The sequence below is a fragment of the Streptomyces sp. 549 genome (assembly GCF_030124175.1).
In the GTDB taxonomy this organism is placed as follows: Bacteria; Actinomycetota; Actinomycetes; order Streptomycetales; family Streptomycetaceae; genus Streptomyces.
In genome coordinates this window covers 111,324-127,529 of the sequence record NZ_JASKMT010000004.1, presented here as the reverse complement: position 1 = coordinate 127,529, position 16,206 = coordinate 111,324, and the positions used below count along the sequence as shown (strand labels likewise).

Annotated in this window: 17 protein-coding genes; 13 read left to right on the top strand and 4 right to left on the bottom strand. The window is 72.5% G+C overall.

Going from position 1 to position 16,206, the window contains the following annotated elements; all coding sequences use genetic code 11:
- Window positions 1-147: 147 nt before the first annotated feature.
- Window positions 148-1,314, bottom strand: a complete 1,167-nt coding sequence (locus tag QNO07_RS06615) for a pyridoxal phosphate-dependent aminotransferase (RefSeq protein WP_502961791.1) — start codon at window positions 1,312-1,314, stop codon at window positions 148-150.
- Between the two features lie 119 nt (window positions 1,315-1,433).
- On the opposite strand from QNO07_RS06615, the gene QNO07_RS06610 reads away from it, so the two are divergent.
- From QNO07_RS06610 to QNO07_RS06555, 12 genes are all read left to right on the top strand, one after another.
- On the top strand, window positions 1,434-1,742 hold the full coding sequence (locus QNO07_RS06610; protein ID WP_283990654.1) for a hypothetical protein: 309 nt from the start codon (window positions 1,434-1,436) through the stop codon (window positions 1,740-1,742).
- A gap of 225 nt (window positions 1,743-1,967) precedes the next feature.
- A complete protein-coding gene (locus QNO07_RS06605; RefSeq protein WP_283990653.1) occupies window positions 1,968-2,492 on the top strand; it encodes a DUF2617 family protein in 525 nt (174 codons plus the stop codon).
- Between the two features lie 170 nt (window positions 2,493-2,662).
- Window positions 2,663-4,357, top strand: a complete 1,695-nt coding sequence (locus tag QNO07_RS06600) for a polyamine aminopropyltransferase (protein ID WP_283990651.1) — start codon at window positions 2,663-2,665, stop codon at window positions 4,355-4,357.
- A gap of 188 nt (window positions 4,358-4,545) precedes the next feature.
- Window positions 4,546-5,205: an alpha/beta hydrolase gene (locus QNO07_RS06595; RefSeq protein WP_283990650.1), complete on the top strand. Its 660-nt coding sequence runs from the start codon at window positions 4,546-4,548 to the stop codon at window positions 5,203-5,205.
- 127 nt (window positions 5,206-5,332) lie between these two features.
- A complete protein-coding gene (locus QNO07_RS06590; RefSeq protein WP_283990649.1) occupies window positions 5,333-6,463 on the top strand; it encodes an SRPBCC family protein in 1,131 nt (376 codons plus the stop codon).
- 10 nt (window positions 6,464-6,473) lie between these two features.
- Window positions 6,474-7,292: an aldose epimerase family protein gene (locus QNO07_RS06585; RefSeq protein ID WP_283990648.1), complete on the top strand. Its 819-nt coding sequence runs from the start codon at window positions 6,474-6,476 to the stop codon at window positions 7,290-7,292.
- A 164-nt stretch (window positions 7,293-7,456) separates the two neighbouring features.
- Window positions 7,457-7,996 (top strand): orotate phosphoribosyltransferase, encoded by a 540-nt coding sequence (locus tag QNO07_RS06580; RefSeq protein WP_283990647.1) that lies wholly within the window; start codon window positions 7,457-7,459, stop codon window positions 7,994-7,996.
- A 241-nt stretch (window positions 7,997-8,237) separates the two neighbouring features.
- Window positions 8,238-9,260, top strand: coding sequence for a class II fructose-bisphosphate aldolase (gene fbaA / locus QNO07_RS06575; protein WP_283990646.1), 1,023 nt, complete (start codon window positions 8,238-8,240; stop codon window positions 9,258-9,260).
- A 97-nt stretch (window positions 9,261-9,357) separates the two neighbouring features.
- Entirely contained in the window at window positions 9,358-9,771 is a 414-nt protein-coding gene (locus QNO07_RS06570) for a DUF3151 domain-containing protein (RefSeq protein WP_283990645.1), read from the top strand.
- A 248-nt stretch (window positions 9,772-10,019) separates the two neighbouring features.
- Complete coding sequence (locus tag QNO07_RS06565; protein WP_283990644.1) at window positions 10,020-10,835, top strand: tryptophan 2,3-dioxygenase family protein; 816 nt, start codon at window positions 10,020-10,022, stop codon at window positions 10,833-10,835.
- Entirely contained in the window at window positions 10,828-12,111 is a 1,284-nt protein-coding gene (gene kynU / locus QNO07_RS06560; RefSeq protein WP_283990643.1) for a kynureninase, read from the top strand. Before QNO07_RS06565 ends, kynU begins: the two co-directional genes overlap by 8 nt.
- Complete coding sequence (locus tag QNO07_RS06555) at window positions 12,108-12,821, top strand: alpha/beta hydrolase family protein (RefSeq protein ID WP_283990641.1); 714 nt, start codon at window positions 12,108-12,110, stop codon at window positions 12,819-12,821. Before kynU ends, QNO07_RS06555 begins: the two co-directional genes overlap by 4 nt.
- A gap of 157 nt (window positions 12,822-12,978) precedes the next feature.
- On the opposite strand, the gene QNO07_RS06550 is transcribed toward QNO07_RS06555, so the two are convergent.
- Window positions 12,979-13,863, bottom strand: a complete 885-nt coding sequence (locus tag QNO07_RS06550) for an aldo/keto reductase family oxidoreductase (protein WP_283990640.1) — start codon at window positions 13,861-13,863, stop codon at window positions 12,979-12,981.
- A gap of 93 nt (window positions 13,864-13,956) precedes the next feature.
- On the opposite strand from QNO07_RS06550, the gene QNO07_RS06545 reads away from it, so the two are divergent.
- Window positions 13,957-14,829, top strand: coding sequence for a LysR family transcriptional regulator (locus QNO07_RS06545; protein WP_283990639.1), 873 nt, complete (start codon window positions 13,957-13,959; stop codon window positions 14,827-14,829).
- A gap of 93 nt (window positions 14,830-14,922) precedes the next feature.
- Here the strand turns inward: QNO07_RS06545 and QNO07_RS06540 are convergent, their stop codons facing one another.
- Window positions 14,923-15,501 (bottom strand): Uma2 family endonuclease, encoded by a 579-nt coding sequence (locus QNO07_RS06540; RefSeq protein ID WP_283990638.1) that lies wholly within the window; start codon window positions 15,499-15,501, stop codon window positions 14,923-14,925.
- An 83-nt stretch (window positions 15,502-15,584) separates the two neighbouring features.
- Complete coding sequence (locus QNO07_RS27530; protein ID WP_349636810.1) at window positions 15,585-16,205, bottom strand: hypothetical protein; 621 nt, start codon at window positions 16,203-16,205, stop codon at window positions 15,585-15,587.
- Window position 16,206: the final 1 nt, after the last annotated feature.

Below are 16,206 nucleotides of genomic sequence, written 5' to 3'. Positions count from 1 at the left end.
GTCGATGCCCTGCCACGGGGGCAGGCGCCCTGGCGCACTCCGTCTGCCGGACCGGGCAGGGGCGGCGGGAGACACGCTCGGTCAGGACCACGGGCTGCTCACCGTGAGCTGTGGTCGGCGGGCATGGCAGATGCCATCGGAAGGCGCTCACCGTCGTCGGAGGCGTGCGGCGGCCTCGCGCAGAACGTCCTCGCGCTTGCAGAACGCGAAGCGGACCAGTGTGCGGCCGGCCTCGGGGTCGTCGTAGAAGACCTGGGTGGGCACGGCGACCACGCCGCACCGCTCCGGCAGGCCCCGGCAGAAGGCCAGACCGTCCGTCTCGCCGAGGGCGGCGATGTCGGTGGTGACGAAGTACGTGCCCTGCGGGCGGAAGACCCCCAAGCCGGCCTCCGCGAGCCCGTCGGCGAGGATGTCTCGCTTGGCGCGCAGGTCCTCGCGAAAGTCGGTGAAGTAGCCGTCCGGCAGCGCGAGCGCTTCCGCGATCGCGTACTGGAACGGTCCCGCCGAGACGTACGTCAGGTACTGCTTGGCGGAACGGACGGCGGTCACGAGTGCAGCGGACCCCGTGACCCAGCCGACCTTCCAGCCGGTGAAGGAGAACGTCTTCCCCGCGGATGAGATCGACACCGTGCGGTCGCGCATGCCGGGCAGGGAGACCAGCGGGATGTGCTCGCCGTCGAAGACCAGGTGCTCGTAGACCTCGTCGGTGACGACGAGCAGGTCCCGCTCCACGGCCAGTTCGGCGATGGCGGCCAGCTCGTCGCGGGTGAGGACGGTGCCGGTCGGGTTGTGCGGGGAGTTGAGCAGCAGCAGGCGGGTCCGCGGGGTGATCTTGGCGCGCAGCTCGTCCAGGTCCGGGCGGAAGTCCGGGGCGCGCAGGGTCAGCGGCACCCGCCTGCCCCCGGCCATGGCGATGCTCGCCGCGTACGAGTCGTAGTAGGGCTCGAAGGCGATGACCTCGTCGCCCGGCTCCAGCAGCGCCAGCATCGAGGCGGCGATGGCCTCCGTCGCGCCCGCGGTGACCAGGACCTCGGTGTCGGAGTCGAAGCCCAGGCCGTAAAAACGCCGCTGGTGCTCGGTGACGGCCGTGCGCAGCTCGGGAACACCCGGGCCGGGCGGGTACTGGTTGCCGCGGCCGTCGCGCAGCGCGCGGACGGCGGCCTCACGGACGGCTTCGGGCCCGTCGGTGTCGGGGAAGCCCTGACCGAGGTTGACGGCCCCGGTGCGCTGGGCGAGCGCCGACATCTCGGCGAACACGGTGGTGCCGAATTCTGCGAGGCGGCGGTTGAGCAGCGGTCGTCCCATGCCGGCCATCCTGCGCGAAGCTCTGGTCTTCCTCAACTGCGCTTTGGCGTGGTCATGGCGTGGGAATGTCAGGCACACGTCCTGAACGGGGGACGCGGGAAGAGCACGCGACAGGAAGAGAAACCATCATGGAGTACATCTTCGTACTTTTCGTTCTGACGTTGATGGCGCTCTTCGCGGCCGTCTTCGTCATCCGTCTTGTGGGTGGGGGCCGCGGAGCCGGGGCCCGCCGGGGCGGCTCGTTCCGCGCGGGCGGCGGTGTCCGCCACGACAGCGGCCACGGAACGGGGATGGTGGCCGGCCATGGAGGCGCGGGTTCCTTCGACGGCGGATTCGGAGGTTCCGGCTCCTGCGCCTCGGGCGGTGGCTTCGGGGGCGGTTCCGGAGGGGGCGACAGTGGCGGTGGCGGCGGCAGTGACGGTGGTGGCGGCTGCTGAACGCGCGGGGTTGCGGGGGGCGGTAGTTGAACACCTGACCAGCACCGCCCCCTCTGGTATGGAAACGTGGCGAAGATGGGTAAAAGCACTGTGGACTTGGCGATAACCATGATTCGGTGACGTCGTATCCCGGACCCACGTGGGCACGAGCCGGTGAATGCGAATCCCGAGGCTTATCCGAGGGGTGGCCGGCCCACCCTCCACACGTGCTTGCGGAGCCGATCCATGCTCACCATTCTCCAGACCGCCTACTCCGACACCCGGGCCGGCGACCTCGCCTGGGCCCTGGGCAGGGAACCACTGCCGTCCCTGGCCACACTCGACCTCGATCTCTCCGACGCCCGCGTGCAGTTGCGGTTGCTGGGCGCCTCCCACCAGGTACTGCTGGAGGACGATCAGGGCAGCTGCTCGGAGACGGTCGCCTGCATGCCGGGCAGCAGCAGCCCGCTGCCACTCGGCGTGTCCAAGCGTCTCGGCGCCTACGAGTACGAGTTCGCCGCCCGCGTCGAGAAGCTCTCCACCGGCTCGTTCGCCGGCCGCGCGCAGGAACTCCTCGCCCTGGTCGCCGACCACCCCAACGGGCTGGCCGGCACCTTCCCCGGAAGTCCGCACGCCTTCACCGCCCTGCTGGTCCAGCGCGTCGAGCAGCAGGTGTGCTGGCGCACGTGGCACTCCTACCCGCAGGAGGGCCGACTGGTCGCCACCCGCACCCGGGTGGGCGTACGCACCCGGGAGCACCTGACCGTCTGACAGCCACCGGGCCCCACTGTCCGGTGGTACGTCCCCCACGTGCGGTGGTACGTCGGGGCGGGCGTCGGTACGACCATCGGACCGGGGTCCGGCTCATGGCGCCGAGTGAACCAACAGACCACTCCTGTGGGTGACATGACGGAGGTTTAGCGTCACGTAGCGTTCACAACATGATCGACCAGTCCGTGCCGGGCCCGGTCGCACGGACGGGCGGGCCGTCCGTGGAACTGCCGGTGCGCCCGGGCCTCGGCCGCTCCGTGGTCCTCGTCTGCGTGTTCGTCTGCGCCGCCTGCGGGCTGGTGTACGAACTCGAACTGGTGGCCCTGGCCACCTACCTGATCGGGGACTCCGTCACCCAGGCGTCCATCGTGCTGTCGGTCATGGTCTTCGCGATGGGCGTCGGCTCGCTGCTCGCCAAGCGGCTGCGCTGCCGTGCCGCGGCGGCCTTCGGCTTCATCGAGGCGCTGCTCGCACTGGTCGGCGGCGGCTCGGCGATGGCCCTGTACGCCTGCTTCGCCTGGTTCGGCGAGTCCCAGGCCGCCCTGGTCGGCTTCTCCCTCGCCATCGGCGTACTGATCGGCGCGGAGATGCCGCTGCTGATGACCCTGATCCAGCGCATCCGCGCCCAGGACCCCGGCGTCGCCGTCGCCGACCTGTTCGCCGCCGACTACGTCGGTGCGCTCGTGGGCGGGCTGGCGTTCCCGTTCCTGCTGCTGCCGTTCTTCGGTCAGCTCACCGGCGCCCTGCTGGTCGGCGTGGTCAACGTCGTAGCGGGCGGCGTGGTGGTGCTGTGGCTGTTCCGCAGCGACCTCACCCCGGCCACCCGCGCCGCACTGCTGGCCGTCAACATCTCCGTGGTGGCGCTGCTCGCCACGGCCGCCGCGTTCGCCGGCAGCTTCGAGGAGGCCGCCCGCCGCGCGGTCTACGGCGCCGACGTGCGGGTGGCTGTGCACACCGACGTGCAGGAGATCGTGCTCACCGAGGGCGCCCCCGCCCCCGGGCCCGAGCCCGGCCCTCACCCGGACCTCCGCTCCGGCTCCGTCCCCGGTTCCGGCCCTGACGGCCCCGCGCTGCGGCTCTTCCTCGACGGACGCCTGCGGGCGTCCAGCACGGACGAGGCCCGCTTCCACCAGGCCCTGGTGCACCCCGCGATGGCCGCCGGACAGCACGCACGCGTGCTCGTCCTCGGCGGCGGCGACGGCCTCGCCGTCCGCGAGGTGCTGCGGCACCCCGGCGTCCGGACGGTGACGGTCGTCGACCTCGACCCCGGTGTGCTCGACCTGGCCCGCAGCGATCCGCAGCTCAGCGCCCTCAACGCCCACTCACTGGACGATCCCCGGGTGGAAGTGGCCGCCGCCGACGCCTTCCGCTGGCTGCGGGACCGGTCCGGCAGCGGCGACCCGCCCTACGACGTGGTGATCTCCACCCTGGCGGACCCCCGTATCGCCGAGAGCACCAAGTTCTACTCGCAGGAGTTCTACGGTCTCGTCGCGCGCGCCCTCGCCGACGGCGGACGCCTCGCCGTGCACGCCCCCTCGGTGACGGGCGGCGACGGCGGCGCGTTCTGGACCGTCGAGGCCACCCTGCGCGCCGCCGGTTTCCGGCCTCTGCCCTACGCCGTCGACGGCAGGCTGTCCGGCGGCCCCGCCGGTCCGGACCGCGCCCGGCAGGGCTCGCCGCCCGGCCGGGCGGCCGACGCCGCGGACTGGGGCATGCTGCTGGCCGCCCGGCACACCGCGCCCGAACTCCGTCCGGGGCCGGGCGACGTGGACCGGCCCGCGCTGGAGCGCGCCGCGCGCACCGCCCAGGCCCACCGCCCCGACCCCGCCGAACCCTCCACGCTCCTCCACCCGCGCTACGAGTAGCACCCGCGCTGTAAGTAGCACCCGCGCTGCGAGTAGTCCGTGCCGCGGTGGCCTCCGGCCTGCGTCAGGCCGCAGGTGCGTTGCCGCGCCGGTCGATCCGCTCTCAGCCGATCCGGTCGCGCCTGCGACGACCCGGGCGCCAGCATCAACCCATGCAGCCTGCCTTCGTTCTCGTGCACAGTCCGTCCGTGGGGCCCTCGACCTGGCGCCCCGTGGCCGAACACCTGGCGGCGGCGGGACACCAGGTGCGGGTCCCGTCGCTGCTGCACGCAGGCGCCGGCGCCCCGCCGTTCTGGCCGCGCGTCGTCGACGCCGTCCGAGACGACCTCCAGCAGGTCCCGACCGGCAGCCCCGTCTCCCTGGTGGCACACAGCAACGCAGGCTTGTACCTTCCCGCGATCCGCTCAGGCCTCGACCACTCGGTGACGAGTTCGATCTTCGTTGACGCCGCGCTCCCGGCCCGGCACGGCTCGACCGCGGTCGCCTCACCCGAGATGCTGGAGTTCCTCCGCCCCATGGCCGTGAACGGGCGGCTGCCACGCTGGACCGACTGGTGGGAGGAGTCGGACATCGCTCCCATGCTCCCCGATCCGCAGATGCGGCAGACGGTCATCGAGGAGCAGCCCACCCTGCCGTTGTCGTTCTACGAGCAGCGCATCCCGGTCCCCGAAGGCTGGGACGACCACCCCTGCGCCTATCTGCTGTTCAGCCCTCCCTACGAAGTCCTGGCCGCTGCCGCACGCGAACGCGGCTGGCGCACGGCACACCTTCCCGGCACGCACCTCCACCAGACGACCGACCCTGGCGGCACGGCCCGGTGCCTCGCCGCTCTCGCCTCTGCTGCCTGATCCGCCTTCCGCACACGCCGCCGTCCCCCCGGCCGGTGTGCCGCCTGCGGCCCGTCGGGTGGGACCGCGGCGCGCGTCGCGCATCGGGCGGGTACATCTCGGCCACCCCGTGGGTAGGCTCGGAAGCATGGAGCACGAGGTGTACGTTCCGTTTCCGGTCGGCGAGGTGCGCGCGGCGCTCTCCGAGCCGGAGCGCGTGGCGCGGTGCGTGCCGGGCCTTCAGCTCGACACGCCGGACGAGGCCGAGCCGGCCTCCGGGCCCGCGGCGGCTGCCGACTCCGCCGGGGACGGCGGTGCGGTCGAAGGGCGGCTGAGGCTGCGCATCGCCGGCTCGTCCATCACCTACCGCGGGGTGCTGCGCATCAGCGCCCGGGAGAATGGTTTTGCCATCGAGGGCGAGGGCCAGGAGGCCCGGGGCTCCGGTTCCGCCCTGCTGTCCATGAGCATGCTGCCGCGGCCCGCGGAGAACCCCGGCGAGGGCGCGGGGACGGTGCTGGTCTGCGAGGGCACGCTGGCCGGCAAGGGCCGCATCACCGAGTACGAGGAAACGCAGCAGGCCACCGCGGGGCGCCGCCTGCTCGACCGGTTCGCGGTGGCCCTGGCCGAGAGCCTTGCCGCCGACTCGCCCGCGGACGACAACGCGCGGGTCATTCCCGGCATCCCCGCCCCGGAGTCCCCGGACAGCTCGGAGACCACGTCCAGCGGCACACCGCAGCCCGACCCGTCCGTGCCGCAGAGCCCCGAACCGGTCTTCGACGCGGACATGCCCGCAGCCCCGCCGGACCCGCACGCCCCCCGTCCGGAGCAACCTGCGGGACCCGGCCGTACCGGGGAGCCGGCCGACGCTGAAGCAGCCGACCGCAACGGTGGGGTGGGCGATGACCACGCGGAGGACAACGCCGACGCCGACGCCGACGAACTGTTCGCCACCGGCGAGATGCCCGGTGACCTGCCCGGTGACCTGCCAGGGGATGTGCCCGGCGAGCTGCCCGGTGAGGACGCCGGGCCGTTCGGGGCCCAGGACCCGGCCGACGTCGAGGGGGTGCCCGCCGCCGAGGCGGCGCACGCACGGCGCACCATGATCGGGCGCAGCGCGGAGGAGGTGGACCACGCCCCGCCGCGCGGCCGGTACGCACCGGTGCCGGCGCCCGACGACTCCTCGACCGCCGACACACTGCGCTGGGCGGCGCCCGCCGCCGCGCTCGCGTTGGCCACGGCGGTGGTGGTGGGGCGCGTGCTCCGTCGCAGGGGCCGTTAGGGTCGTCGACGTGACGACTCAGACTGCCGCTGTGCGGCTTGCCGCAGGGCCCGCCGAGTTGACCGTCGAACCGGGAAACGGCTGCCGCGTCTCATCCCTCCGCGTCCACGGTGCCGAACTGCTCCGGCAGGGCGACGCCTACGGCTCGTTCGTGATGGTGCCGTGGTGCGGCCGGATCGACCGGGGACGTTTCCTGAGTGGGGGTGACACCCACCAACTCCCGTTGGACGCAGGCCCGCACGCCATGCACGGCACGGGGTGGCGGGGGGAGTGGCGGGCGGTCCGCTCGGACGCCCGCTCCGCGGTGTTCACCTTTCCGCTGGGTGACCCCTGGCCGTGGGACGGCCTGGTCACGCAGGTGGTCGAACTCGCCGAGGACGGCAGCGGTCTGACGCTCACGACGGGTGTCGAGACGTCAGCCGAGTCCTTTCCCGCGCAGGTCGGCTGGCACCCCTGGTTCCTGCGGAACCTGGGACGCGGCGGCTCGGACGTGGCGCTGGACTTCACCGCCGAGTGGCAGGAGGAGCGCGGCGAGGACCACATCCCCACCGGACGGCGACTCTCACCCCAGCCCGGCCCCTGGGACGACTGCTTCGGCATGCCGGACGGCGTGGACGTCACGCTCACCTGGCCGGGCGAGCTGGAGTTGCGGGTCACCAGCCGGAGCGAGTGGGCGGTGGTCTACGACCAGCAGGCCGAGGCGGTCTGCGTGGAGCCGCAGACCGGACCGCCCAACGGCCTGAACACGCACCCGCGCCTGGTCACCCCGATCGAACCACTGGAGGCGTCGACCACCTGGACCTGGCGCGGGCTCGGCGACCCTTCCTGAGCCGTGCCGTCCAGGCAGCGCCCGTCAGCACGCCCGCACCCGGCACGTCCACGCCTCGCCCGGTCTCGCCCCCGCCGGGCCCGGTGCTGCCCCGCCCTGTTCCCGCCCTGTCCCCGGCCCGCCCGGCGCTGCCCGGGCGGGGGGCAGCGCATAGGCTCTGCGCCATGAGCGACGTGCGTGCTGATCTGCTGCAGCAGATCAAGGACAAGGCCGTGGTGCACGGCAAGGTGACTCTCTCCTCGGGTGCCGAGGCCGACTTCTACGTGGACCTGCGCCGCATCACCCTGGACGGTGAGGCCGCGCCGCTGACCGGTCAGGTCATGCTGGACCTCACCGCCGACCTGGAGTACGACGCGGTCGGCGGGCTCACCCTGGGCGCCGATCCCGTCGCCGGTTCGATGCTGCACGCCGCCGCGGCGCGCGGCCGGAGGCTCGACGCGTTCGTGGTGCGCAAGGCGGGCAAGGCCCACGGCCTCCAGCGCCGGATCGAGGGCCCGGACATCGCCGGCCGCCGGGTGCTGATCGTCGAGGACACCTCCACCACCGGCGGCTCCCCGCTGACCGCCGTCGAGGCCGCCCGCGAGGCGGGCGCCGAGGTCGTCGCGGTGGCGACGATCGTGGAGCGCAGTGCCGCTCCGGCCATGGAGGACGCGGGCCTCACCTACCGGTACGCCTACGACCTGAGCGACCTCGGCCTCGCCTGATCCCTGAGCCAGCTGATCCCCGTGCCCGCCCCTGATCCCCCGAGTGGCGGACGGTTTCACGTGAAACCGGGGCACGACGGTTGTCCGGAGAGGCGAGCCGTCCACAAACGGCCTGCCCGTCTGGAGCATCCGGCGGGTTCTGGGAGGATGGGGCCGACGATGACGTCGCCCAAAGGTCAGGGCTGGAAACTTTCACGGTCAATCCCAGCGGACACCCGCACGTCTCACAAGGAGCGGACAGATGCCCATCGCAACCCCCGAGGTCTACAACGAGATGCTCGACCGGGCGAAGGCAGGCAAGTTCGCCTACCCGGCCATCAACGTCACCTCGACGCAGACCCTGCACGCGGCGCTGCGCGGCTTCGCCGAGGCCGAGAGCGACGGCATCGTCCAGATCTCCACCGGTGGTGCGGAGTTCCTGGGCGGCCAGTACAGCAAGGACATGGTCACCGGTGCGGTCGCGCTGGCCGAGTTCGCGCACATCGTCGCCAAGAAGTACCCGGTGAACATCGCGCTGCACACCGACCACTGCCCCAAGGACAAGCTGGACGGCTACGTCCGTCCGCTGATCGAGGTCTCCAAGGAGCGCGTCGCCGCCGGTCAGAACCCGCTGTTCCAGTCCCACATGTGGGACGGCTCGGCGGAGACCCTGGCCGACAACCTGTCCATCGGCCAGGAACTGCTCGCCGCCGCTGCCGCCGCCAAGATCATCCTTGAGGTGGAGATCACCCCGACCGGTGGTGAGGAGGACGGCGTCACCCACGAGATCAACGACGAGCTGTACACCACCGTGGACGACGCGCTGCGCACCGCCGAGGCCCTGGGGCTGGGGGAGAAGGGCCGCTACCTGCTGGCCGCGTCCTTCGGCAACGTGCACGGCGTGTACAAGCCCGGCAACGTGGTGCTGCGTCCGGAGCTGCTGAAGGACCTGCAGGAGGGCGTCGCCGCCAAGTACGGCAAGCAGGACCCCTTCGACTTCGTCTTCCACGGCGGTTCCGGTTCCACCGAGCAGGAGATCGCCACCGCGTTGGAGAACGGTGTGGTGAAGATGAACCTCGACACCGACACCCAGTACGCCTTCACCCGCCCGATCGTGGACCACGCGTTCCGCAACTACGACGGCGTGCTGAAGGTCGACGGCGAGGTCGGCGACAAGAAGGTCTACGACCCGCGCAGCTGGGGCAAGCTGGCCGAGGCGTCGATGGCGGCCCGCGTGCTCAAGGCCTGCGGCGACCTGCGCTCCACCGGCACCAAGCTCAAGTAGCACCTCGCCGAAAGCTGCACGGTACAACCAGGAAACCGCCCGCCCGGGTCGTCGGGGCGGGCGGTTCTCCGTGCGCCGCACAAGGCACACTGGGGGCATGGCCACTCACGAAAACCTGCTCGGGGGACCGCCCCCCACCCACCTGCCCGACGATCCGGAGCCGCGCGAGCTGATGGCTTCGGGCAAGGCACCCGCCGAGGTCGCCGCGAAGTACCCCACGTCCTCCCTGGCCTGGGCCCAGCTCGCCGACGACGCCTTCGAGGCCGGCCAGGTCGTCGCGTCCTACGCCTACGCCCGCACCGGCTACCACCGCGGTCTGGACGCGCTGCGCCGCAGCGGCTGGAAGGGCCACGGCCCGGTGCCGTTCGAGCACGAGCCCAACCGCGGCTTCCTGCGCGCCCTGCACGCCCTGGCCCGCGCCGCGCAGGCCATCGGCGAGCAGGACGAGTACGAGCGCTGCTCGACGTTCCTGAAGGAGAGCTCGCCCACCGCGGCGGACATCCTCAGCTGACGGCTGACGGCTGACGGCTGACGGCTGACGGCTGACGGTGACCGCTGGGATACGGCTGACCGCAGAACACCAACAGGCCTGAACGGGCCTGACTGTGCCCTTCGGCCCTTGCCGTCGCAGGCCCCGGCAGAGATGATCTCGCCGGGGCCTGTTCGTCTCCCCGCCCGTGTGCGCCCGGCGCGCGCGGCGCGGCGAGGGGCGGGCCCGAGGGCCCGGCAACCCCGGGCGAGCGTTCAAGGAGACCTGAGATGTCGGAGACCCCGAACCTGGATTTCGCAGGTACCACGCCGTATGAGGACTACGTGCAGGCGGACGTCCTCACCCACCTCCAGCACCCGCTGTCGGACGACCCCGGCGAGATGGTGTTCCTGGTGACCACGCAGGTCATGGAGCTGTGGTTCACGGTCATCGTGCACGAGTGGCAGACCGCCGCGAACGCGCTGAGACAGGACGACCTGCCGACCGCGTTCGCCGCACTCAAGCGCTCCACCTGGGAGCTCAGCTCGCTCAACGCGTCCTGGGAGCCGCTGGCCCACCTGACGCCCGCCCAGTTCAACTCCTACCGGTCCGCGCTGGGCGAGGGCTCCGGTTTCCAGTCGGCCATGTACCGGCGGATGGAGTTCATGCTCGGCGACAAGTCGGCCTCCATGCTCGTCCCGCACCGCGGTGCGCCGCGGGTGCACGACGAGTTGGAGAAGGCCCTGCACGAGCCGAGCCTCTACGACGAGGTGCTCGCCTTCCTGCACCGGCGGGGCGCGGGTGTGCCCGAGCACGTCGTCAACCGCGACCTGACCAAGCGCTACGAGCCGGACCCGGAGGTCGAGGCCGCCTGGACGCGCGTCTACGCCGACGGAGACCAGGACAGCGAGCTGGTGCGGCTCGGCGAGGCGCTGACCGAGGTGGCCGAGCTGGTGTGGCGCTGGCGCAACGACCACCTGGTGGCCACGCGCCGGGCGATGGGCGCGAAGACCGGGACGGGCGGTTCGGCCGGGGTGGCCTGGCTGGAGAAGCGCGCCGGCAAGAGCGTCTTCCCCGAGTTGTGGACGGCTCGCAGCCATGTCTGACCTCAGGCGGGAAGCAGCCCGCCTCGACGACGGCGACAAGCTCGCGGGGGTCCGGGACCGGTTCGTACTGGACGACTCCCTGGAGGACGGCTCCGCAGAGGACGGCCCCGCAGAGGACGGCTCTCCGGGGGTCGTCTACCTCGACGGCAACTCGCTCGGCGCCCTGCCGCGCAACGTGCCCGACCGGCTCGCGGACGTCGTCACCCGCGAGTGGGGACGGATGCGCATTCGCTCCTGGACGGAGTCCGGCTGGTGGGAGGCGCCCGAACGGGTCGGTGACCTCATCGCCCCCGTCATCGGTGCCGCCCCCGGCCAGGTGGTCGTCGGCGACTCGACGTCCGTCAACGTCTTCAAGGCGCTGGTCGGCGCGGTGCGGCTGGCCGACAGCCACGGCCCGCACCCGGCAGCTTCCGGGGCGTCCACCGCGGGCGCCGACCGGGACGAGATCCTGGTGGACGCGGCGACGTTCCCCACCGACGGCTACATCGCCGAGTCCGCCGCCCGGCTCACCGGCCGCACCGTCCGGCCCGTGCATCCGGGCGAGTTGGCCGCCGCGGTCGGGCCGCGTACGGCTGCGGTGCTGCTCAACCAGGTCGACTACCGCACCGGTGAACTGCACGACCTGCCCGCGCTCACCTCGGCGGCGCACGCCGCCGGCGCGTACGTCGTGGCGGACCTGTGCCACAGCGCCGGCGCGCTGCCGGTCGGCGTGGACGAGCACGGCGTGGACTTCGCCGTGGGCTGCTCGTACAAGTACCTCAACGGCGGCCCGGGGGCGCCGGCGTTCCTGTACCTGCGCCGCGAGCACCAGTCCCGTTTCGACTCCCCGCTGCCGGGCTGGCACTCGCACCGCGATCCGTTCGGAATGGCGTCCGCGTACGAGCCGGCGGGCGACGTGCGCAACGGGCGCGTCGGCACGCCCGACATCCTGTCGATGGCGGCCCTTGAGGCGGCGCTCGACGTCTGGCGGGACGTGGACATCGCCGACGTGCGTGCCAAGTCCCTCGCCCTGACCGACTTCTTCCTGCGGTGTGTGGACGTCCACGTGCCCGAGGGACGGCTGGGCTGCGTAACGCCGCGCGAGCACGACCGGCGCGGCAGCCAGATCTCGCTGCACTGCGACGACGCCGAACCGGTGATGGCCGAACTGATCGCGCGGGGTGTGGTCGGTGACCACCGGCGGCCGGGCGTCTTGCGCTTCGGCTTCACTCCGCTGTACACCTCGTTCACCGATGTCGAGTACGCGGCACGGGTGCTGGGGGAGGTCGTCGGGTGAGTGAGGCCGAGTGGACGCTGCTGACCGAGTTGGCGCCGGTGGAACCGGTGCGCACGGAGGCGTACGGGGACGACCCGGCGCAGGTGATCGACCTGTACGGCAAGGGCACCGGGCCGCGGGTGACGGTGCTGCACGGCGGGTTCTGGCGGCAGAGCTACGACCGCGGCTACCTGTCGCCGTTCGCCGCGGCGCTGGGTGAGGAGGGGTTCTCCGTCGAGCTGGTCGAGTACCGGCGGATCGGCGGTGGCGGCGGATGGCCGCAGACGGCCGAGGACGTGGACGCCGCGCTCACCCATCTGGGTGGTCCGCCGAGGGTGCTGCTGGGCCACTCGGCGGGCGGCCAGCTCGCCCTGTGGGCGGCGGCCACCCGGGAACGGGCCGCGGACCGGGTGATCGCCGTCGCGCCGATCGCGGACCTGGCCCGCGCCTACGACATGGGGCTCAGCGACGGTGCGGTGGCCGAGTTCCTCGGCGGCCAGGAGGGCGTCGCCGCCCACATGCCGGAGGCCGACCCGATGCGGCTGCTGCCGCGGGTGGCCGTCGAGGTGGTGCACGGCACCGCCGACCTGGACGTGCCGATCGAGCTGTCCCGCCGGTACGTCAACAACTGGGGTGCGCGGCTGCAACTCATGACGGGCATCGGCCACTTCACGCCGTTCATTCCCACCAAGCCGGCCTTCAAGACCCTGGTGAGCATGATCCGCAGATAGCCGCCCGCCACCCGCCGACGCGTCCCGTCCTCGTCCCGCCCGTGAGAGGGCGGGGGCACGGACGGAACGCGTCGGGGCGGGCAGGGGTCGGCGAGCGGACGCACCGGGGCTGTCCGCTGCCGCGTAGGCGAGCCCCGCGGGGCCGGATCGCGTCCTGCTAGTGGCCGATCCGGTCCAACTCGGCAAGGTCCTCGTCGGAGAGCGAGAGTCCCGCGCCGGTGACGTTCTCGCGCAGGTGCCCCACCGACGAGGTACCGGGGATGAGGAGGATGTTCGGCGACCGCCGCAGCAGCCAGGCCAGGGCGACCGACATCGGCGTCGCATCCAGCCGGTCGGCCACGGCGAAGAGCGCCGTGGACTGTAGTGGGGTGAAGCCGCCCAGCGGGAAGAAGGGTACGTAGGCGATGCCCTTGTAGGCCAACTCGTCGATCAGCGCGTCGTCCTGACGGTGGGCGAGGTTGTACATGTTCTGCACGCACACGATCGGTCCGATCGACTGCGCCTCGGTGACCTGTTCCGCCGTCGCGTTGCTCACTCCGAGGTGCCGGACGAGGCCCTGCTGCTGGAGTTCGACGAGGGTCTCGAAGGGTTCGGCGAGCGAGCCCGGCAGGGGCCCCTGGGCGTCGCCGAGCCGGAGATTGACCACGTCGAGCGCATCGAGGCCGAGGTCCTCCAGGTTCTCGCGGACGGCGCGGCGCAGGTCCTCGGGCTGGCGGGCAGGGGGCCAGCCACCCTGCTGATCGCGGACCGCGCCGACCTTGGTCACGATGTGCAGCGATTCGGGATAGGGGTGCAGCGCCTCTCGGATCAGGTGGTTGGTGACTCGTGGTCCGTACGCGCCGGCGGTGTCGATATGGCTGATCCCGAGGTCGGTGGCCTCGCGCAGGACGGCGAGCGCGCCGTCGCGGTCGGCAGGCGGGCCCATGACCCCGGGGCCGGCGAGCTGCATGGCGCCGTAGCCGAAGCGGGTGACGGTCAGCTCGCCCAGGGACCAGGTGCCGCCGGGCAGTGATGCGGAGGCTGTGTTCGTGGTTTCGCTCATGCCGTCGATGCTCGCTCGCGGACAAGCGGCGCATCCAATACCGATCCGGTGGCCTGCCATACCCGGTGGGTATCACCGAAGTACGCTGTGGTCATGGACCCGTTGGAGACCCGTGAGCTGCGGTACTTCACGGCCGTCGCGGAGGAACTGCACTTCGGCCGTGCCGCCGAGCGCCTCGGCATGGCCCAGCCACCGCTGTCCCGGGCGATCCAGCGGCTGGAGCGGCGCCTAGGCGTCTCCCTGCTGCAACGCCACCGCCGGGGCGTCTCCCTGACCGGCGCTGGAGAGATGCTGCTGCACGAGGGCCGCGCAGCCCTCGACGCAACCACCGCCGCCGCTCGCCGCACCCGTCGCGCCGGTGGCGCCGGTGGCGCCGACAGTCCGGCCGGCCCCCGAAACCGTCTGGTGCTGGCGGTGAAGGCCGGCGCGTCTCACGAACTGCTGCACAAGCTCCTCGACGCCTACGCGGCCGAGCCCGACGCCGCTGAGATCGAGGTGCTGCCGAGCGGCACGTGTGAGCAGGAACGGATGCTGCGCGATGGCCGCGCCGACGTGGCCCTCATGCACGCGCCGTTCAACTCCCTTGCCGGGTTCGACAGCGAGGAACTGATGACCGAGGGGCAGATCGCTGTCCTGCCTGCAGGGCACCCCCTCGCCGCGCGGCGGACTCTGACCCTGGCCGACGTCACCGACATCCCCGATCTTCCGCTCGCCCGCTGGTCCCGCCATGGCACGTTTCCGCCCGGCCCGGGCCCCGAGATCCACGACCAGACGCAGTTGGCCCAGCTCATCGCCCTGGGACGCACCGTGGCCGTCTATCCTGACTCGGCCCGCGCCTGGCTGTGGGCCGAGCACGCCGCCGTCCCGCTGGCCGACGCACCCCCCGTCGTCACCCACCTCGCGTGGCCCGCGCACAGCCGCTCCCTCGCCCTCGCCGGACTGGTCCGCACGGCCACCCGCCTCTGACTCTCGCTCCCCTTCCCTCTCCGCGACGCCGTTCGCGTGCTGTCGTTCCTGGACGCCCGGGCGCAGTGGGCCGATCGCGGGCGGGGGCCGGGGTCAGTGCGCGTAGTCCTTGAGCTTCGCGGTGTGCAGGGTGACGCTCACGGGGGCGGGCACTTCGACCACCTCGCCGTAGGGCTGGGTGGCGCGGCGCCGGTAGGTCCCGTCCTGCGGCTCGGAGTAGACGGTCACCGTGCACGCCTCGCGGTCGACCAGGAGGTACACCGGGATTCCGGCAGCCGCGTAGCCGTCCCGCTTCTCCGTACGGTCCCGGCGGTCGGTGTCCCGGTCGTACGAGGTCACCTCGACCGTCATGAGCACGCCGTCGGGGTCGGCCCACTCGCCCTGGCCGACGAAGTGGTCCTCCGGCGCGAGCGTGCCGTCCGGGCGGGCCCGGCCCTGCCGGTAGGCCTCCACCCTGAGCCCCTGGTCGGGGTAGAGGGCCAGCTCCGGTCGTTGCTCCATGCACCGCTTGAGCAACCACATGACAATCGCTCCGTGGTCGCCGTCGGGCACGGGCTTGACCTCCAGTTTTCCGTTGACGAATTCGAGCGTCACGGTTTCGGGGGCCGTGGCGGCGAGCTGTTCGAAGTCCTCGACGGGCATCTGGGGCCGGTCCGCTGTGGCTGGTGTCATGGCGTCGCCTCCTCGTCTCCATCCTGCCCCGGGACGAGCGACCGCGTGCGGCACGGCGTGCAGGGGACGTACGGGCTGCGAGGTCATGCGCGGCTCGCTCCGCCCGGAGGGGACGCAGCCGTCGCGGAGTGCGAGGGGCGTTCCGGTCGTGGGGCCTGCGGCGAGGCCTGTCGCGGGTGCTGCTGCGAGGTGCGGGCGGTGTTGCGGGCGGCGGCGCGGAGGCGGGCGACCCGGCGCTGGATCTCGTCCGCGTCCGGACCCGGCATGGGTGGTGGGGCGTCACCACGGCAGTCGCGGCACACGCCGCCGGGCAGCGCGTCGGGTCTGCCGGGCACCCGGCAGACCGTGCACTCCAGGATGCGCAGCGGCGGCACCTCGGCGGGGGCGGGCCCGGTCCCGTCGGGAGGGGTGGCGGACCCGTACGGGAGGCCGGGGGCCGGCTCGGGGAAGGGTTCGGGTGGCAGCTTGGTGGTGAGGCGGCGGCGGGCGATGCCCGCCGGGTGGAACACGACGGGCGGCAGGCCCGCAGTGAGGGCGTCGACCAGTCGGCGCGGGTCGGGGTCCCGGGCGAACCACACGGTGACCAGCGGTTCCAGCTCGGCGCAGTCGGCCGCCGACAGGCTCATCCGCCGGTCGGTGCGGCCCAGCGCGGCGAGCGCGCGGTAGGCGCGGCTGCGGGCGGGCGGACCGCTGCACTCCGGCACC

Excerpts from the sequence above, each read along its gene's own strand:
- QNO07_RS06600 (WP_283990651.1), top strand. The coding sequence starts at position 2,663 with ATGATCGACCAGTCCGTGCCGGGCCCGGTCGCACGGACGGGCGGGCCG.
- QNO07_RS06570 (WP_283990645.1), top strand. The coding sequence starts at position 9,358 with ATGGCCACTCACGAAAACCTGCTCGGGGGACCGCCCCCCACCCACCTG.
- QNO07_RS06605 (WP_283990653.1), top strand. The coding sequence starts at position 1,968 with ATGCTCACCATTCTCCAGACCGCCTACTCCGACACCCGGGCCGGCGAC.
- QNO07_RS06565 (WP_283990644.1), top strand. The coding sequence starts at position 10,020 with ATGTCGGAGACCCCGAACCTGGATTTCGCAGGTACCACGCCGTATGAG.
- QNO07_RS06610 (WP_283990654.1), top strand. The coding sequence starts at position 1,434 with ATGGAGTACATCTTCGTACTTTTCGTTCTGACGTTGATGGCGCTCTTC.
- QNO07_RS06540 (WP_283990638.1), bottom strand. The coding sequence starts at position 15,501 with ATGACACCAGCCACAGCGGACCGGCCCCAGATGCCCGTCGAGGACTTC.
- QNO07_RS06590 (WP_283990649.1), top strand. The coding sequence starts at position 5,333 with ATGGAGCACGAGGTGTACGTTCCGTTTCCGGTCGGCGAGGTGCGCGCG.
- QNO07_RS06580 (WP_283990647.1), top strand. The coding sequence starts at position 7,457 with ATGAGCGACGTGCGTGCTGATCTGCTGCAGCAGATCAAGGACAAGGCC.
- QNO07_RS06550 (WP_283990640.1), bottom strand. The coding sequence starts at position 13,863 with ATGAGCGAAACCACGAACACAGCCTCCGCATCACTGCCCGGCGGCACC.
- QNO07_RS06615 (WP_502961791.1), bottom strand. The coding sequence starts at position 1,314 with ATGGCCGGCATGGGACGACCGCTGCTCAACCGCCGCCTCGCAGAATTC.
- QNO07_RS06545 (WP_283990639.1), top strand. The coding sequence starts at position 13,957 with ATGGACCCGTTGGAGACCCGTGAGCTGCGGTACTTCACGGCCGTCGCG.
- kynU (WP_283990643.1), top strand. The coding sequence starts at position 10,828 with ATGTCTGACCTCAGGCGGGAAGCAGCCCGCCTCGACGACGGCGACAAG.
- fbaA (WP_283990646.1), top strand. The coding sequence starts at position 8,238 with ATGCCCATCGCAACCCCCGAGGTCTACAACGAGATGCTCGACCGGGCG.